Genomic DNA, 15,793 nt, shown 5'->3' on the forward strand with positions numbered 1-15,793 from the left:
TGGCATCTTTTGCTGACAAATTTCATGCGGATATGCGGGATATCTCTTGCTTTGCGCCTGATGAGGGACTTTTTATCACCACCGATGCGCGCCATGCCTGTTAATACCGGTTATTTCGATTGATTATAACGATATAATAAATTTTTCTTTTGGTCGGTTATGCCCCATGCTCAGTCCTGTACATGACAAGGGAGCAACACATGGCCGAGATTTCCAGCACCTACCATCGTTACGACGTGAAACGCTTTATCCCCGGCCTGGCGCTGACGGCGGTCATTGCGTTCGCCACGGCCTGGATCGGCACTATCCCCGCCGTCTCGGCGCTGGGGCTCGGCGCGCTAACCCTGGCGATTATTGTCGGCATCGTGCTGGGCAATACGCTTTATCCGGCGGCGCATCCGCTGTGCGATGCAGGGGTGCAGTTTGCTAAACAGAAGCTGCTGCGCCTCGGCATTATTCTCTATGGCTTCCGCCTGACCTTTCAGCAGGTGATGGATGTCGGATTAAGCGGCGTGGTCATTGATATCCTGATGCTCACCAGCACCTTTCTGCTGGCGACCTTTATCGGCGCGCGGTTGATGAATCTTGATCGGAAAACCGCGTGGCTTATCGGCGCAGGCAGCAGCATTTGCGGCGCGGCGGCGGTGCTGGCGACCGCTCCGGTGGTCAAAGCGGAATCCTCAAAAGTCGCGGTAGCCGTCGCCACCGTGGTGATCTTCGGCACCATTGGCATCTTTCTCTACCCGGTGATCTGGCATGAGGTCGCCAGCCACTACCCGGCTATTTCGGCGACGCAGTTCGGCGTTTATACCGGCTCAACCATGCACGAGGTCGCCCAGGTGGTGGCTGCGGGCCACGCGGTCAGCCCGGAAACCGAAAGCGCGGCAGTGATTGCCAAAATGCTGCGGGTCATGATGCTGGCCCCGTTTTTACTGCTGCTAAGTATTGCGGTCAGCCGTCATGTGGAGCACGACGGTACACCTAAGCAACCCATTGTGTTCCCGTGGTTTGCCCTGATGTTTATCCTGGTCGCGCTGTTTAACTCTTTCCATCTGCTGCCCGCGCAATGGGTGGCGACGATCAACGTACTGGATAACGTGCTGCTGGCGATGGCGATGGCGGCGCTGGGCCTGACCACACGCATTAGCCAGTTGATGAAAGCGGGCTTGCAGCCGTTCCTGCTGGGCCTGATCCTGTTTGGCTGGCTGATTCTCGGCGGCGGCGCGATTAACCTGGCGATCCACAACTGGATGGGCTGACGCCGGGCTTCAGGCGCAAAAAACCCCGCGCAATGGCGGGGTTTTTTGTTTTATCGAACTTAAAAGGTTTCCCAGTTATCGCCGTGGGCCACCGCCGGGCGATTAAAGGTTTGTGCGGGCGGGGCGCTTTCCCGCACCTTTTCGGCATGAGACGACAGGCGGAAAATGCCCACCGCATCGGTAAGCCGCGCCGCCTGCTCTTCCAGCGCCAGCGCCGCTGCGGACGCTTCTTCCACCAGCGAGGCGTTTTGCTGAGTGACGTTATCCATTTCCGACACCGCCTGGGCAACCTGCTGGATACCGCGGCTCTGCTCGTCTGACGCGGCGGCGATTTCCTGCATCAGGTCGGTCACGCGCTGCACCGCCTCAACGATGCCCTGCATGGTTTGCCCTGCCGCAACCACTTCGCTGGAGCCTTTATCCACCAGGCTTACCGAATTCTGGATCAGCCCTTCAATCTCTTTCGCCGCCTGGGCGCTGCGGCTGGCCAGCGTGCGTACTTCGCTCGCCACCACCGCAAATCCGCGCCCCTGTTCCCCGGCACGAGCCGCTTCCACGGCGGCGTTCAGCGCCAGGATGTTGGTCTGGAACGCGATGCTGTTAATCACGGCGGTGATTTCCGAGATTTTTTTCGAGCTGGTGGAAATATTCCCCATGGTGGTCACCACGCCGGAGACCATGCGCCCGCCCGCGCTGGCTTTATCGGACGCGTCGTTCGCCAGTTTGCTGGCGTGGTGGGCGTTTTCGGCGTTCTGTTTCACCGTGGCGGTCAATTGCTCCATGCTGGCGGCGGTTTGCTCCAGTGCGGACGCCTGCTCTTCGGTACGGGAAGAGAGATCGGTATTGCCCGCCGAGATCTCGCTGGTGCCCTGATAAATGGCTTCAGCGCCGGTGCGCACCGTGCCTACGGTTTGCGCCAGCGAATGCTGCATTTTTTGCAGGTTGTGGCTAAGTACGCCGATTTCGCTACGGCCCGAGGCTTCCGGGGCCACGGTTAAATCGCCGCTGGCAATGTGCTCGATCCGGTTAGCCGCGCGGCGCAGCGGTAAAATTACGATGCCGCGCAGCGCCACAAAGGTGATGATGGTCATTAACACCGCGATGCTCAGCGCCGCGATCATCGCCATCACGCCCCAGGTCGTACGCGTTTCCGCCGCCACGCCCAGCGCTTTGGCGCGCTCCATACGGATAGCGATGGCCTGGAGCAACACTTCGTTATAGGCGCTGTCCAGCCCGCGCGCCTGTTCGTTTTCATGTTTGATGATGGCCTCGAACATGCCGTTTTTGGCAAATTTCACCATCGGCTGCATACCCTGCATATAGGCGTCGAAGCGGGTTTTCAGTTCGCCGTCCAGCGCTTCGTCTTGCGGTGTTTTCACCCGGCGCGCCATATAGCTGTCGAAGCCTTCCTGGGCCTGCTTGAGGCGTTTTTCCGCGTCGGCGACGTTACGTTTCAGATCGTCCATTTCCGCCACGCGGCTGGCGGCGCCGGCGTTGATCAGGTTGATGCGCGCCGTGCGCAGGTGGTTGGAACTGTTAGAGAGCCCCATACGCACCTGAATCTCTTCGGTGACGTCGTGAAGCGCGGTGTTGCTCTGAACCATGAAATAACTTGCTAATCCGACGCTCGCCGCGAAGAGCACCAGAATGCCACCGAGAATGAAACTAAACAGCGGGACTAAACGGATGTGATGCCAGAAACTCACAGTTGCAGGTTTATCGTTTTTGGTGTTGTGTGTCGTCATAACAGTCTTCCTGGTACAGGGATAGGCTCGTGAGATAGTCATCGGCATAAACCCAGGTTTCGATTACCCCAGAAAACGTCAGATCGGTCACAAATCAGAATAAAGATAAATTATGACCAGCGACAGGGCGTCGCTGGCCGAAGGGATTACTTGTCGCCGAAGTGAATAACGGTACGGATCGACTTGCCTTCGTGCATGAGATCAAAGGCGTCGTTGATCTGCTCCAGCGGCAGACGATGAGTAATAAACGGGTCGAGGCGGATTTTGCCGGCCATTGCGTCTTCTACCATGCCCGGCAACTGGCTGCGTCCTTTCACGCCGCCAAACGCCGAGCCACGCCATACGCGCCCGGTGACCAGTTGGAACGGACGAGTCCGGATTTCCTGGCCCGCGCCCGCCACGCCGATAATCACGCTTTCGCCCCAGCCTTTATGGCAGCATTCCAGCGCGGCGCGCATCACGTTAACGTTGCCGATGCACTCGAAGCTGAAATCCACACCGCCGTCGGTGAGTTCAACAATCACGTCCTGGATGGGTTTGTCGTAATCGTTCGGGTTAACGAAATCGGTGGCACCCATTTCGCCCGCCAGTTTGAATTTGTCCGGGTTGGTATCCACGGCGATGATGCGGGCTGCTTTAGCCTGCACCGCGCCCTGGATCACCGCCAGGCCGATACCGCCCAGCCCAAATACCGCGACGCTGTCGCCCTCTTTTACTTTGGCGGTGTTATGCACCGCGCCGATGCCGGTGGTCACGCCGCAGCCCAGCAGGCACACTTTATCCAGCGGCGCTTGCGGGTTGACTTTCGCCAGCGAGATCTCCGCGCAAACCGTGTATTCGCTGAAGGTGCTGGTGCCCATATAGTGGTAAATCGGCTCGCCGTTGTAAGAGAAACGGGTGGTGCCGTCCGGCATCAGGCCTTTACCCTGGGTGGCGCGTACCGCCTGGCAGAGGTTGGTTTTGCCGGATTTACAGAACTTACACTCGCCGCATTCAGCGGTATAAAGCGGAATAACGTGATCGCCCGGCTTCAGGCTGGTCACGCCCTCGCCCACTTCCACCACAATTCCGCCGCCTTCATGGCCCAGCACCGCCGGGAAAACGCCCTCCGGATCGTCACCCGACAGAGTAAACGCATCGGTATGGCACACTCCGGTGTGGGTAATTTTGACCAGCACTTCGCCCTTCTGCGGCGGCGCGACATCAATTTCCACAATTTCCAGCGGCTTGCCAGGGCCAAATGCGACGGCTGCACGTGATTTCATATCGTCTCTTCCGTTGTTGTGAGTCGTGACTCTTATTTTAGATAAGCGCGCAATAAATGACCGATTTCATCCATCCGCTGCGCGCGTTGTTCGCGAGTGGTTTCGCCGTTGACCAGTTCATCGTTGAGATGGATTTCCACCATCTCGCCCATTAAGCCGTTGGCCGCCCCGCGCACGGCGGCGATTTGCTGGAGGATCGCGATGCAGGGCTCCCCCGCTTCCAGCGCACGCTCCAGCGCTTCAACCTGGCCGCGGATGCGCCGGACCCGCGTCAACACACGTTTTTTATCTTCAGGGGAATGGGGCATGATGGCCTCCTGTATACTATAGGGGGGTATAGTAACAGGATGAACAAGTAGTTGTAAAATTTATGTTTTTGTTGGGGTTCAGGGGGTTAGATGAGATGCGCTAAGGACATAAAGAGACATAAGCGGACATAATAATGCCCCTAAACATGCCCCCAGGAGCGATTTTGCCCCCAAATTTGCCCCCAAATCTTGGTCATTCTAATCCGCAGAATTATTCATGCAGTGGTAAAAAAAGAGACATTTGTCATTACATAAACCCATTCGTTCAAAGGTGAAATGATTTTGCGTCGCGCATCATTTCCATATCCCGTCCTATGTTAATTTTTTATGTGACTGGGTTTAATAGTTTCCAGGTCAGCTCTGTGCCATAAGCAGACGTTGCTAATTCTGCACTTTTCAGCGAGGGCGCTATAGCGGCAGGCAATGCCACTGTCCAGTCGGCAAAAGCGACCACTTTGCCACCGGAAGGGATAAACTGATTGAAGCTCCCGCACAAAATCACTTATTCTTTTGCGTTAATAAAATGTAGGAGATGAGTCATGACAGGCGAAAATCGCGGGCGGGGAAGGCCGCGAAAGACAGAAAGTACCTATGCAGATACTCGTAATGACCTGATCCGCAGCGGACTTGAACTGCTAACGCAGAATGGTTTTCTTTCGACGGGAGTCGATGCCATTGTCAAAAATGCCAATGTCCCTAAAGGCTCATTTTATTACTACTTCAAGAGTAAAGAAGAATATGCTCAGACCGTTCTGAATGCCTATGACAGCTTCTTCGAGCATAAACTCAAAAAACACCTACATAAATCATCCTGTACACCAATGGTACGTCTGGAAAATTTCATCAATGATGCCTGTGAGGGGATTAAAAAATACGATTTCACCCGCGGCTGCCTGGTTGGCAATATGATGCAGGAGAGCCCGGGGCTTCCGCCATCCTTTATTGACCAACTACAGAGTATTCTTGAGCGCTGGCAAGCACTTGTTGCGGCCTGTTTGTCCGAAGCGTTATCTTCAGGCGAAATATGTTCCGATATGAATGACACGCAACTGGCGGCCATTTTCTGGAGTGGCTGGGAAGGCGCAGTCATGCGCGCCAAACTTTATTGTTCAATCCAACCAGTGTACGATTTCTGGAACTATTTCAAAACTTCTGTACGTTATCAACCGTCTCCGGAAGTGGCGGCTGAATAGTAAAAAGAGGGGCCTAAAGCGGCCCCTTAATAAGTCAGCATCAATCTCAGGCAGGGCCTTGTATCCATCTAATTAGCTACATTGAATCACTGCCCGGCCACGAATTTCGCCATTGAGAAGTTTTTCGGCCACATTTATGGCCTCACTGAGTGGATAAACGGTAGTCAGGCTATCCAGTCTGGACCCTGGTAAATACTGTACGGCCTGCTGCCAGATTGCCGCTCTTTTTTCTTTCGCAAACATGACACTGTCAATCCCTTTCAGCGTGACGCCACGCAGGATAAACGGGGCCACATTACCCATCAGATCCATACCCTGTGCCATGCCGCAGGCCGCTACAATGCTGCCATACCGCACCCCTGCGCAGGCATTGCAGAGCGTGTGGCTGCCAACCGTATCAATGGCAGCAGCCCAGCGTTCTTTCTGTAAGGGTTTTCCTGGGGAGGAAATTTCGGAACGATTAATAATCTCATTTACACCGATCGTTTTATAGAGCCATGAGGTTTCATCCGGACGACCAGTCGACGCAGTAACATGGTAACCCATCGAAGCGAGGATCATAGCCGCAATACTCCCGACACCACCACTGGCACCGGTTACAAGTACCGGACCATCTTCTGGCTTAACACCATGATTCAAAAGCGCGTCGACACACAGCATTGCGGTAAAACCTGCTGTTCCGATTGCCATCACGTGTTTGCTGTTAGTACCGGCCGGGAGTGGTGTCAGCCAGTCTCCTTTTACTCGTGCTTTTTCCGACAGCCCACCCCAATGTTTTTCCCCTACACCCCAGCCGGTCAGGAGAACCTTATCTCCGGTCTGATAATCCGGATGTGAACTGGCGGACACCGTACCGGCAAAATCAATGCCTGGCACCATTGGAAAGTGCCGGACGATTGGGCCACGGCCCGTAATGGCCAGCGCGTCTTTGTAATTGATGGATGAATAGTCAACATTGACCTCAACATCCCCCTGCGGCAGTTCACTTTCTGCGATTTCAGTAAGTTGTGTACTGTAGCGCTCATCTGTTTTATTGATTAACAAAGATTTAAACACTTTCACCTCGTCTTCCTGATCGTTTACCGTTCATTAATAAATCGTTCACAAATAATATTGACCGATCATCTAATAATCAACACTACTATCCCAGTATCTTGTCAGGATTCAAGATTTATCATTCAAGTCAGAGTGTTAAAGATATCTATATTGATCAGTGTCAAGCTGAAAGCGGGGTTAACTGATGCATAGGGAAAAGTCAGCGACTCCGGCAGGCGCAGTGGCAATGCTTCAGTATACCGAGCAGGCTTCGATTAATTGGTCTGCTTCTCGCTCAAAGCGGACATTTTAAGCATTTTAGCTTCATTTAATTGCTGATGATTATTTTATCCTGAGCAAATCTGCAAACCGCGTCGTATAGCGCGGCGACAGCATGTCCCGTTTCATTTGCCACTGCTGCTGAATGCCCTACACCGAAAAAATAACGTCCCCCTCTCCTCTTTCGCCTCAATTACTTTTGGCGGGCTTTGCGAGGGCCTTCGTTACTAAGGAAAGTTAAATACCGTTAAAGTAATGCTCCATGTTGCCGTTATGTTATACACCTGCGTCCTGAACGCAGGATATCTAATAAAAAGACTAAGGGATTGACGCCCGCGCCCGTGCGGGCTTTTTTTAAGCTATTCCCTGCCTTCAAGTGCTCGTTTAATAAACTCAAGCTTGGCTGTCTGCCGACGCATCTCAAGCAGGTGCAGCGCTTCGTACGCTTCAATGCCGACGAGGTTTTGTTCCCCTAACGTATCCAAATCACGCTTCAGGAGCTCGATTTCATCATGAGTAATCAACGGTCGCATAGTAGTCCCTCCGGTTAACAGCTTCAGGTAAAGAGGCATGTTAATACGGATATCCGGCCTGATCACTTCACCTTTTCTGATATAAAAAGCGAATACTGAGGCAGGCGTAACGGGCTGTATTAATTAGCGATGAGTTGATCCACTTTTTCTTTCAGTTCGTCCAGCTCCTGTCTGAGTGACGTAATTTCATCCAGTTGCGTCACATTTTGTTCATGTAGCCCCTGAACGGCAGCCACCAGGTCAGAAATTATCGCGATGTGCGACAAATTGAGGATTGGCTCGTCAGGGTCTTCGCCACCAGCCTCGAATACATAGAGCGGATCGACTTTTTCCAGTTCCTGCGCAATAAACCCACGGTCATGACGTCCGTCCCATTTCCAGTTAAATTCGCGGGGCTTTATGCTGAGAATGCGGGTCAGTCCACCGGCTTGCGCATCCCGTGGATTGTCTTTAAGCCTGATGTCGCACACTGTGGGCAGTATCCCGCCGTTGGCCGTGTTAATCCCACCCGAGCCGTTCACAAAGTTCCAGTATTTTGTGTAGACCTGGCCGTCAGAGCTGACCAGCATCGGGCCGGATGCGTCAGCGGTACCGGCGCTGCCGATATACCCACCAAATGAGAAGCCCAGTGTGAACTGTGAACCTACGCCACCAGTTTTCTGAATGGTTGATGAAGCGACATGCGTAAAAAGCGGTAACGCTGCTGAATACTGAATGAAAGTGTTATACGGCGCGGTTTTGGTTTCGCCCTGGGCAGTGGATGGGGTGTTCACAATCTGCCCCAGCATCGTGCCGCCAGACTTACCTTCCAGGCTGTTCAGTCGTGCATCATCTCCGGCAGCTACTGTCCCAGCTGCCGTCCCAACGTTACGGGTAGACGAGTTACCCAGGCCCAGGCCATTACGTGCGCTAGCCTGCGTTGTCCCCCCGGTTCCCCCGTTCGCGACGGGCACGGTATCGGTATTCGTAAAGACCTGTCGTATGCTGAAATTTCGTGAGCCTTTGGCACCCACTACTAATACCTTATAGATTTTGTAGTTGGAATCTGTCGCAGTGTCCGGGATAACTTCAACGCTGAATCTTGTACCCCCAGATGATGAGCCATTTATCAGGACAAACACGCCTGTGCCAGTTGTATAACTGATGCCTGATGGCAAATTAACCATGTTCTCAACAGCTACGCGGTACATCTGCCCGGAAAGAGCATCAACTTGTTGCCAGTCAAAGGAGCTAAGTGTTGGTATTGCACTTAATCCAAGCCCCAAATCATTAAGCGTCTTTTTGCCCACCGGTTGCCAGTCACCCCAGGGGCCGTCCGTTCCGTTCCAAGAAGCCGTCAGGGAGCGCACATAGACATTACCGCTGCGGACCGTATAACGCTGGGTACCGCCGAACTGCCCACCGGCGAAAACCTCGAGCAGGCCGACAGCGTTAGCTTCAGGAAAATTATTTACCAGCTGGGCACCGGCTGACGTACCCATTCCCCATGAGCCGACAAAATTCTGAACTGGCCCGTAACTGTTCAGGTTTGGCGTTGCTGGCAACGCGCCACGCCACTGTTGCGAAGAACCAACCAGTGAGGCCATTTTCTGCCAGCCAGGCCCGGTTACAGCGGGCATGCCGGGGGTAAGCTGAACAGTAATATCCCCCGGTGCTGTATAGAAGTTTGTCCACACACCCTTTTCGGTCAGCAGTCCACGCAGTGCCTCGGTCGACTGTGCGACCAGTTCGGCGGTGACCTGGTTCATGGTCTTGCGCGGCACCGCCGCCCACGCCGCGCCGGTGGTAGTTGGCCCGGTGAACGCGCTGACCAGTGTGGCGGCCGTATTACTGGTTACCGTATCAACCGGCAGTGTGTACAACACTCCGCCGATTGTCGCGGTGATGAAATCGCCCGGTTTTAAATCTGTGGTGAATACAGTGCTGGTACCAACAACCGCTGTTGAGTTGTTGGTAAGTTTAAGGGTTCCTGCAGACATAATTTCTCCTGATTACAGGCGTAAAAAAACCCCGCCGGAGCGGGGTTTGATTGAGTGGTACGTTATTTCAGTTGTGCATAGTTACGCTGTCTGAGAGAAAGCCCCAGAACCACGCAAAACCAGCATGGTAGGCGATTCGATTTTGTTACTCCCCGAAAGGCCTGCGATGTCTATCGCCTGAACTGTACAGTTAATAACACGATCCGTCGTTCGGATGCTGTGCATCACAGTTGTTGTTGTGTTCCCTGCCGCATTGAGCTGCGGTCCAGAAACAACCAATGATCGTACACTACCGTTGATATTTATGGTTACGTTAGTGTTTGACGACACAGCTGACCCGCCCTGGGTACCATTGAAGTGAGTGACAACAGCAAAAACAACGATCTGCTTTGATAAATTCGTCGTAGCACTGTCCACATACTGAAACGAGCGACTATTAGTTGCTGCCTGTCCGGTATCACTAAACACCATGCCGTTAGCCACGTCACCGATAAAACTGCTCGCTTCAACCACCCCGGTGAACCGCCCGTCAGTTGCATACACCGTTCCTGTGAACGAGCCGGCGCTGGCATAAACAGTCCCTTTAATGGTTACGCCGGTGAAATATGCAAACCCGTTTTTATTGACATGCCAGCCGACATTGCCTGTGCCGTCCCAGGTTGTTGACTGGATGTACTGGCCGATTTTTGCATTATCGATGCTGGCATTCTGGATAAACGCCGACCGCAAAAACACCTGGCCGTTAAACACGAAAAACGCGGCTTCATAACTACCCGGATCGCTGCCGGAATAAATACCAAACTGGTCAGCAGCAAAGACTGCAGTCGATTTATACCCTCCGCTGCCGTTTGGCTCGAGCGACATTCCAAAGCCGGTGTTATAGAGCTGCTCACCGCGCCGTACGCCAAGATTCAGCGTGTAAGAAACCTTCGCAGTACCGTTATCGGTAATAACCGATGTCAGTTTCTGGTTAATGGCTGCCTGCTGGTTTCCGAACTGGGTAGATACCTGCGTCTGGTACTGCGCAAAGGCCTGTTCAGCTGAAGACTGTGCTTCCTGAATGGTCACAATAGAACTGTCCACATCATGGAACGATGCGGCCACTTCTAGCCGGTACTCGGCAAATGCCTCGTCTGCGGTCGCCTGAGCTGTCTTGACCTCCAGGATCTCAGCGGCGTTTTCGCCAAACTGCACGGCAACAAGCTCCTGGAACTGAGCAAAAGCCCTGTCCGCATCGGCAATGGTGATTTTCACCTGCGATATTTCAGCACGGGCAGCACCGACTTGCTCATACTGGATCTGCGCACCCTCCACCTGAGCGAGCGTGCTCTGCATAGTTGCTTCGAGGCTGTAATCGATCCCGGCCTGCACATTTTTGAATGCCTCAGAATCGCGTACGGCTTCATCGATGTAATCGAGCATGCCCGGGATATCTGACGACGCCTGGCCTGAGGCCTCAACGAAACCGGAGACACCAAACGCGTTACGGGTACGCACGTACATGTAATACGTTGTGTCCGCTTTCAGTCCATGCAAATTCCACTGACTGGCGCGCCCGAGGAACTGCGTCTGGTCTTCGACAAGCGCGGAATTAACGACACGATGCTCACCGCCGTACCAGAATTCAAACGTGGTATCGGAGGTGGCGGTTACGCGCATAACCGGGACGACATCTGCTGAGAAAATACCGGGTGTCCAGATAGCGGATGAAGGTGCCAGTGGCGCGCCGATAATCAGGTTTACCTGTGTTTCGGCACCCTTCATTCCGTTCTCGTTGCGGCCACGCACCCCGAGCATATAATTCCCGGCATTGAGTCCGTATAAGTCATAGCGAAACTGGTCGGTTTCATACTGTGCTACAACCGCCCCGCTTTCGTTATAGACATACAGTTCGAACACCAGCTTTTTAGTTGTGGTGGCGGTTTCCCAGGTCGCCGTTACCTGCACGGTTTCGCTGTTGGTGTTAAGGATGCGAAGGTTCTCAATGTTCGGCACCCGGTAGCCGTTCAGGGTGTCGGTCGGCATTTCAAAAACCGCGCCCTCGTCCACGATGGCCTGTTTGTTCGGGTCGTGCTGCCCCGCAGTGATGCTGTAAACCGAGTTATTTTCCGTTTCGGCAATGCTCAGAATGCGGAAAAGGCGGATCGATATTTCACTGATGGATATTGCAAACACAGTGCCGTCACGCACCCAGGCAGGAACGCTGCGCAGGGTAATGACGCGCCCGGACACGCTCAGGATGGGGTATTTCAAAAACTTTCCGCTGCTGCCCATAAGTGACATGTTGTCGCCTGGCGAAACCAGACTGGAAACATCGGCATCAACGGTTATGTTCGCGCCGGAGTGCGAAACAATACGCCCGCCCAGCCGCGTACCGGCATAGTCGTTATCCATGATTTCCACGACATCGCCGGGCGTGAAGGCGATTGCATCCCGGGCCATCTGGAAAGTTAACCGACTACTCTCACGCTTTGCGGTTTCCAGCAGCCATTTCCCGGCTCGCCAGGCCTGCCCGCGTGAAGTGCAGCCGAACGCCTCCAGCGTTGTCTCGTTATAGTTCCCGCGCGCGATCATCGCATCATCGGAAACATACTCCTTTACCTGCTCCCAGCCGTTATCCGGATCGGTCCAGGACACCACCACCGCGTTGTATTTTTCGGCCCGTTTAACTGAGCTGCGGCTGAATTTCCCGTCGACAACATTCGCATTGGTAATGGTGGCCACCGGGTCCTGAGGTGTATCCAGCATGACAGTGAGACGCAGGCCATCCCAGAGGGCTATGCCCCGGAACATCCCGGCGATTTTATCCAGGATATCGCGGGCGCTGGCCTGCTCGGTGATGTAGGCGTTCAGCGTCATACGCGGTTCTTTCCCACCGTAGCCGTCATTCACCGGCTGATCGCAATACTGTGAAAGGATATAAAGCGCACCGTCGTCGACATCGATATAGCCCGCGCGCCGGGCCAGGCCAAAGCGCGTATTTTTCACCAGTTCGCGAAAGAGCCATGCCGGGTTGTTCGTCCACGCTTTTTTGAATCCGCCAGTCCACAACCCCGAATAGGTTCTGGTAATCGGGTCGTAGTTGTCAGGAATGTCCACAATCAGGCCACGCAGGTGATAGGTGCGGCTTGGGGTGTCCCTGTACTGGTCACGATCAATCACTGCACCGGCAATAGCCGAAAACGGGTAGTTCAGGTTGTCGTCAGTAATCTGGCTGTAGCTGTTCCAGATAGTACCGTTGGACAGCAGGTCGCTGTTGCTGTCAGGCGTGATGCGGCGAACGCGGATATCGAAGGGTTTCGTTGCCGGTGCCTCGATGACGTGCGCCTCCAGATATTCGCCAGATATTTTATTTGGCCCGATCGTAACGGTTTTCTGCAGTGTGAACGCGCCACCGGCAACGCGGGTTTCGATCACCATCGTCACAGAGGTGTTCTTCTGGTTCCCTTTCGTATCCTGCTCGACCAGGCCCGTCACACCGATATTCAGCCGCACGCGCGTGACGTCCTGATCGGTGATTGTGCGGACCAGTGGCGTGTTGAAAGTCACCTCGGTGTTAACGATGCTGGTCGCCTCGATGGCGGAAAAGCCGTTAATCGGGCTCTGGAATTCCGAGCCGGGGCGCCAAGCAACGCTCACGCCGTTCACGCTGACGTTGCCGGCAGAATCGGTGATGGGCGTTTTATTCAGCATGAAAGAAGAAAGATACGACTGGTCAACCGGTCCGTAAATCGGACCTTCACTGATGAGATCCAGCACGCGGTAAAACTGTTTTGATTTGAGGTTATCGTCGAGAAGTTTGGGAGTCGATGCCTTGCCGCCGCCTGATGACATATTTCCGCCTTAGCTTATTGATTCTGTCCAGTCCTGGTTGTTTGTGGTGTCGATACCAAGGGAAATGACGTTAGAGCCCACCACCATCTCCCCGAGCAGGATCGGCACAGGCCGCCCCTGCCCGGCGCGGTTCTCCGCACTGGTGAAAGAGTTGTTTGTGATGGTGTTGTTTTCCGCCGCCTCGGCTGAGGTTTTAGTTTTCATGTTGCGGGACATGTAAACGCTGTAGGCAATGGAGGCAACGCTTACCGCCACTGCGATCCACGCGGCGGCGGCTGCGGTAATTGCCCCCTCCACCACCGGCACAAACAGCACGCTTGAACCAGCATCCAGACGCCTGTCCAGATGCCAGCGCATCGAATCGGCGGCAACGTCTTCGCCCGCCACGCGGATGCGCACCCGTGATTTGAGAAAGTCTTTTTTGAATTCCGGGCACTGGGCCAGCAGCAGGCGCAGCCCCTGCGCGGGGGTATCAACGTTTAATGTGACCTGGCGAAAATGTCGGCGGAAATGCCCCGCAAATCTAAAGATGAGCACCGGTGATGCCTCCAGATGGAATGGGCTTGTTTCACGTAAGCCATGCGGAAGGGTTCACGCCTGCTGAGGTGCCCGGCGTGGTCGTGATGAAGCACCATGTTATCGTCCAGCAGGATCATCGCATGGCACGGGTCGGCACCCGGGAACGGCTGACGGATAATCACATCACCGGGCCGGGCCTCGCTGGGGGGAATCTGATGAAACCCGTTCGCCGACAGGTTCTTCAGGTAGAGATTCTCCCCGCGCAGCCACCAACCTTCGGTCCTTTTGAAGTCCGGAAGGTCGATGCCGCACAGATGATACGCATCGCGAAACAGCGTGTAGCAGTCTGTCACACCATGCTCAAACCGGCGGCCAAGCAGATGCGCTACCGGGCGGAACTTTCGCAGCTCGCCGTTACACGCCAGCCACCAGGGCAGGCCTGTCATAACCTGCATGGCGCGGTCAGCACCTGACAGCACAGGTACCGGCTGCGGGTGCGAGTGAAAGACAGCCGTGACCTCCCCCGCCTCCTCTGCTGCCAGCCAGTCAGCGTCGCTGATGCGGAAATGGTGAGCCGGATCGGGATGTACGTTACGGCATGGGTACACGCGGGTGTCGTCGATAATCAGCGCGCACACTTCATCCTGCGACGAGGCCGCATACTCGAGTAATTCCTGCATCAGGAAACCTTTTGAGAGCCGGGGAAACTGCTGATTGGCATGGGGTACGGTCGCGGGTACCGGAAGCGGCAACCTGTGCGGCGGTGAGAGCATTTATCCAGCGCCGGGTTGCTGGTCGGGTTGTCCCGTTCATCAGCGACCGGCGGCCCGTCGTAGTTGCAGCCGGTACCGCGATAAACCCACTGGCACACATCCGCCAGGATAGTCCGCGCCGGGATAATGGCGTTGTCGCAGTCCACCGGCGTTGCGAGAGAATAAGTCACCTGCTCTGACGTCTCTTCGGTCATCTCCTCGACAACGTAACGGGATACCGCCTCCATGGTGGGATCGGCATCCGGGTTACCGTTGGGAAAGTTAACCGCGTCCAGATACTTCACCGGCACCTGGCGACGGGTGATCACCACGCCCAGCAGATCGTCGAAATCATGGTTTAACCCAAAAATCATACCTGTGACGTTCGCTACTGCCATGGCCGGGCGCGCATAAGTACCCTCGTTCCGGCTTTCGAAGCCTTCGATGGCGATCGGGTAAGCGGGATAGGCGTTACCGCGCCAGATAACGTTGTTGTAAAAGCCGTTGGTACCGGAGTGAAAGCGTTCCAGGTTCCCGCCGTAAGGCCGGAGGTCGAGTTCAAACAGATCGATAAAAGCGCCAACTCCGGCGTCGACGCTTTCGATAATTAGCTCTGGTGGAATGTCGCGCACGAAAATCTCCCATAAAAAAGCCACCCGGAGGTGGCTACTGTTCGAATATCAGGATGTTAAAAAGTGCTAACTGTAGTTAGGCTGGAATTTCCATATTAAAAAGGAGGTTTTATGTCCGGACTGGTAAATCCTAAAGACTCACCTGAAGAATCGGCATATGCATTGTTGATTGAACTGGTCAGGGCGCAGAGAGTACCCGTTTATTCAGGCGGGAATATTACTGCTTTGCTATCCATATATGACCAGGCGGTACAACATTTCAAAAAAGAAGATGAAGAGAGAAATTAATTTTCATCACACAGTTTAATGAAACTCTCACGAACGGATTCGGCAATTTCCCTGGCTTTATCCGTTCGTTTTCGTTCATCCCATGTCACCATTCCTTCAAGCTCCCGGGAAAGAGTTTTCGCCGCCTCTTCGATCAAACATTCCGGCAATTCTGCAAATTTCATAACTATTT

General features: G+C 54.3%; 14 protein-coding genes and 1 pseudogene. 3 read left to right on the forward strand and 12 right to left on the reverse strand.

The features are described from left to right. Nucleotides 1-200 precede the first annotated feature (200 nt). Nucleotides 201-1,259, forward strand: coding sequence for a YeiH family protein (locus tag FHW74_RS15160; RefSeq protein ID WP_183171226.1), 1,059 nt, complete (start codon nt 201-203; stop codon nt 1,257-1,259). 59 nt (nt 1,260-1,318) lie between these two features. Here FHW74_RS15160 and FHW74_RS15165 read toward each other — a convergent pair whose 3' ends face one another. The 3 genes from FHW74_RS15165 to FHW74_RS15175 form a co-directional block, all read right to left on the reverse strand. Next, entirely contained in the window at nt 1,319-3,004 is a 1,686-nt protein-coding gene (locus FHW74_RS15165) for a methyl-accepting chemotaxis protein (RefSeq protein WP_183171227.1), read from the reverse strand. A 146-nt stretch (nt 3,005-3,150) separates the two neighbouring features. Beyond that, nucleotides 3,151-4,269 carry an S-(hydroxymethyl)glutathione dehydrogenase/class III alcohol dehydrogenase gene (locus tag FHW74_RS15170; protein ID WP_183171228.1) on the reverse strand — a complete coding sequence of 373 codons (1,119 nt, stop codon included), beginning with the start codon at nt 4,267-4,269 and terminating at the stop codon, nt 3,151-3,153. Nucleotides 4,270-4,301: 32 nt separating this feature from the next. Beyond that, nucleotides 4,302-4,577, reverse strand: coding sequence for a metal/formaldehyde-sensitive transcriptional repressor (locus FHW74_RS15175; RefSeq protein ID WP_002437846.1), 276 nt, complete (start codon nt 4,575-4,577; stop codon nt 4,302-4,304). Nucleotides 4,578-5,116: 539 nt separating this feature from the next. On the opposite strand from FHW74_RS15175, the gene FHW74_RS15180 reads away from it, so the two are divergent. After that, nucleotides 5,117-5,770, forward strand: coding sequence for a TetR/AcrR family transcriptional regulator (locus FHW74_RS15180; protein ID WP_183171229.1), 654 nt, complete (start codon nt 5,117-5,119; stop codon nt 5,768-5,770). A gap of 72 nt (nt 5,771-5,842) precedes the next feature. Here the strand turns inward: FHW74_RS15180 and FHW74_RS15185 are convergent, their stop codons facing one another. From FHW74_RS15185 to FHW74_RS15220, 8 genes and pseudogenes are all read right to left on the reverse strand, one after another. Beyond that, complete coding sequence (locus FHW74_RS15185) at nt 5,843-6,826, reverse strand: MDR family oxidoreductase (RefSeq protein ID WP_183171299.1); 984 nt, start codon at nt 6,824-6,826, stop codon at nt 5,843-5,845. Between the two features lie 321 nt (nt 6,827-7,147). After that, nucleotides 7,148-7,272 (reverse strand): annotated as a pseudogene (locus FHW74_RS22965) (DUF4113 domain-containing protein); the annotation flags it as partial. 171 nt (nt 7,273-7,443) lie between these two features. After that, nucleotides 7,444-7,617 (reverse strand): hypothetical protein, encoded by a 174-nt coding sequence (locus FHW74_RS15195; protein ID WP_183171230.1) that lies wholly within the window; start codon nt 7,615-7,617, stop codon nt 7,444-7,446. Nucleotides 7,618-7,736: 119 nt separating this feature from the next. Further along, nucleotides 7,737-9,596: a pyocin knob domain-containing S74 family peptidase gene (locus FHW74_RS15200; protein ID WP_183171231.1), complete on the reverse strand. Its 1,860-nt coding sequence runs from the start codon at nt 9,594-9,596 to the stop codon at nt 7,737-7,739. Between the two features lie 81 nt (nt 9,597-9,677). Next, nucleotides 9,678-13,430, reverse strand: coding sequence for a host specificity protein J (locus FHW74_RS15205; protein ID WP_183171232.1), 3,753 nt, complete (start codon nt 13,428-13,430; stop codon nt 9,678-9,680). A 9-nt stretch (nt 13,431-13,439) separates the two neighbouring features. After that, on the reverse strand, nt 13,440-13,967 hold the full coding sequence (locus FHW74_RS15210; protein ID WP_183171233.1) for a tail assembly protein: 528 nt from the start codon (nt 13,965-13,967) through the stop codon (nt 13,440-13,442). After that, on the reverse strand, nt 13,910-14,629 hold the full coding sequence (locus FHW74_RS15215; RefSeq protein ID WP_183171234.1) for a C40 family peptidase: 720 nt from the start codon (nt 14,627-14,629) through the stop codon (nt 13,910-13,912). The genes FHW74_RS15210 and FHW74_RS15215 overlap by 58 nt, the downstream gene beginning before the upstream one ends. Next, on the reverse strand, nt 14,629-15,333 hold the full coding sequence (locus FHW74_RS15220) for a phage minor tail protein L (RefSeq protein ID WP_183171235.1): 705 nt from the start codon (nt 15,331-15,333) through the stop codon (nt 14,629-14,631). Before FHW74_RS15220 ends, FHW74_RS15215 begins: the two co-directional genes overlap by 1 nt. Before the next feature lie 111 nt (nt 15,334-15,444). Here FHW74_RS15220 and FHW74_RS15225 point away from each other — a divergent pair, with 111 nt between their 5' ends. Then, nucleotides 15,445-15,621 (forward strand): ATP-NAD kinase, encoded by a 177-nt coding sequence (locus FHW74_RS15225; RefSeq protein WP_144129484.1) that lies wholly within the window; start codon nt 15,445-15,447, stop codon nt 15,619-15,621. Here the strand turns inward: FHW74_RS15225 and FHW74_RS15230 are convergent. Then, entirely contained in the window at nt 15,618-15,785 is a 168-nt protein-coding gene (locus FHW74_RS15230; RefSeq protein WP_183171236.1) for a hypothetical protein, read from the reverse strand. The genes FHW74_RS15225 and FHW74_RS15230 overlap by 4 nt on opposite strands. Nucleotides 15,786-15,793 lie beyond the last annotated feature (8 nt).

It is taken from the genome of Atlantibacter sp. RC6 (assembly GCF_014193285.1).
Taxonomy (GTDB): Bacteria; Pseudomonadota; Gammaproteobacteria; order Enterobacterales; family Enterobacteriaceae; genus Atlantibacter.

What these genes read in the sequence shown, in the direction of transcription:
- FHW74_RS15160 (WP_183171226.1), top strand. Translation starts at nt 201, where the DNA reads ATGGCCGAGATTTCCAGCACCTACCATCGTTACGACGTGAAACGCTTT.
- FHW74_RS15165 (WP_183171227.1), bottom strand. Translation starts at nt 3,004, where the DNA reads ATGACGACACACAACACCAAAAACGATAAACCTGCAACTGTGAGTTTC.
- FHW74_RS15170 (WP_183171228.1), bottom strand. Translation starts at nt 4,269, where the DNA reads ATGAAATCACGTGCAGCCGTCGCATTTGGCCCTGGCAAGCCGCTGGAA.
- FHW74_RS15175 (WP_002437846.1), bottom strand. Translation starts at nt 4,577, where the DNA reads ATGCCCCATTCCCCTGAAGATAAAAAACGTGTGTTGACGCGGGTCCGG.
- FHW74_RS15180 (WP_183171229.1), top strand. Translation starts at nt 5,117, where the DNA reads ATGACAGGCGAAAATCGCGGGCGGGGAAGGCCGCGAAAGACAGAAAGT.
- FHW74_RS15195 (WP_183171230.1), bottom strand. Translation starts at nt 7,617, where the DNA reads ATGCGACCGTTGATTACTCATGATGAAATCGAGCTCCTGAAGCGTGAT.
- FHW74_RS15200 (WP_183171231.1), bottom strand. Translation starts at nt 9,596, where the DNA reads ATGTCTGCAGGAACCCTTAAACTTACCAACAACTCAACAGCGGTTGTT.
- FHW74_RS15205 (WP_183171232.1), bottom strand. Translation starts at nt 13,430, where the DNA reads ATGTCATCAGGCGGCGGCAAGGCATCGACTCCCAAACTTCTCGACGAT.
- FHW74_RS15215 (WP_183171234.1), bottom strand. Translation starts at nt 14,629, where the DNA reads ATGCAGGAATTACTCGAGTATGCGGCCTCGTCGCAGGATGAAGTGTGC.
- FHW74_RS15225 (WP_144129484.1), top strand. Translation starts at nt 15,445, where the DNA reads ATGTCCGGACTGGTAAATCCTAAAGACTCACCTGAAGAATCGGCATAT.
- FHW74_RS15230 (WP_183171236.1), bottom strand. Translation starts at nt 15,785, where the DNA reads ATGAAATTTGCAGAATTGCCGGAATGTTTGATCGAAGAGGCGGCGAAA.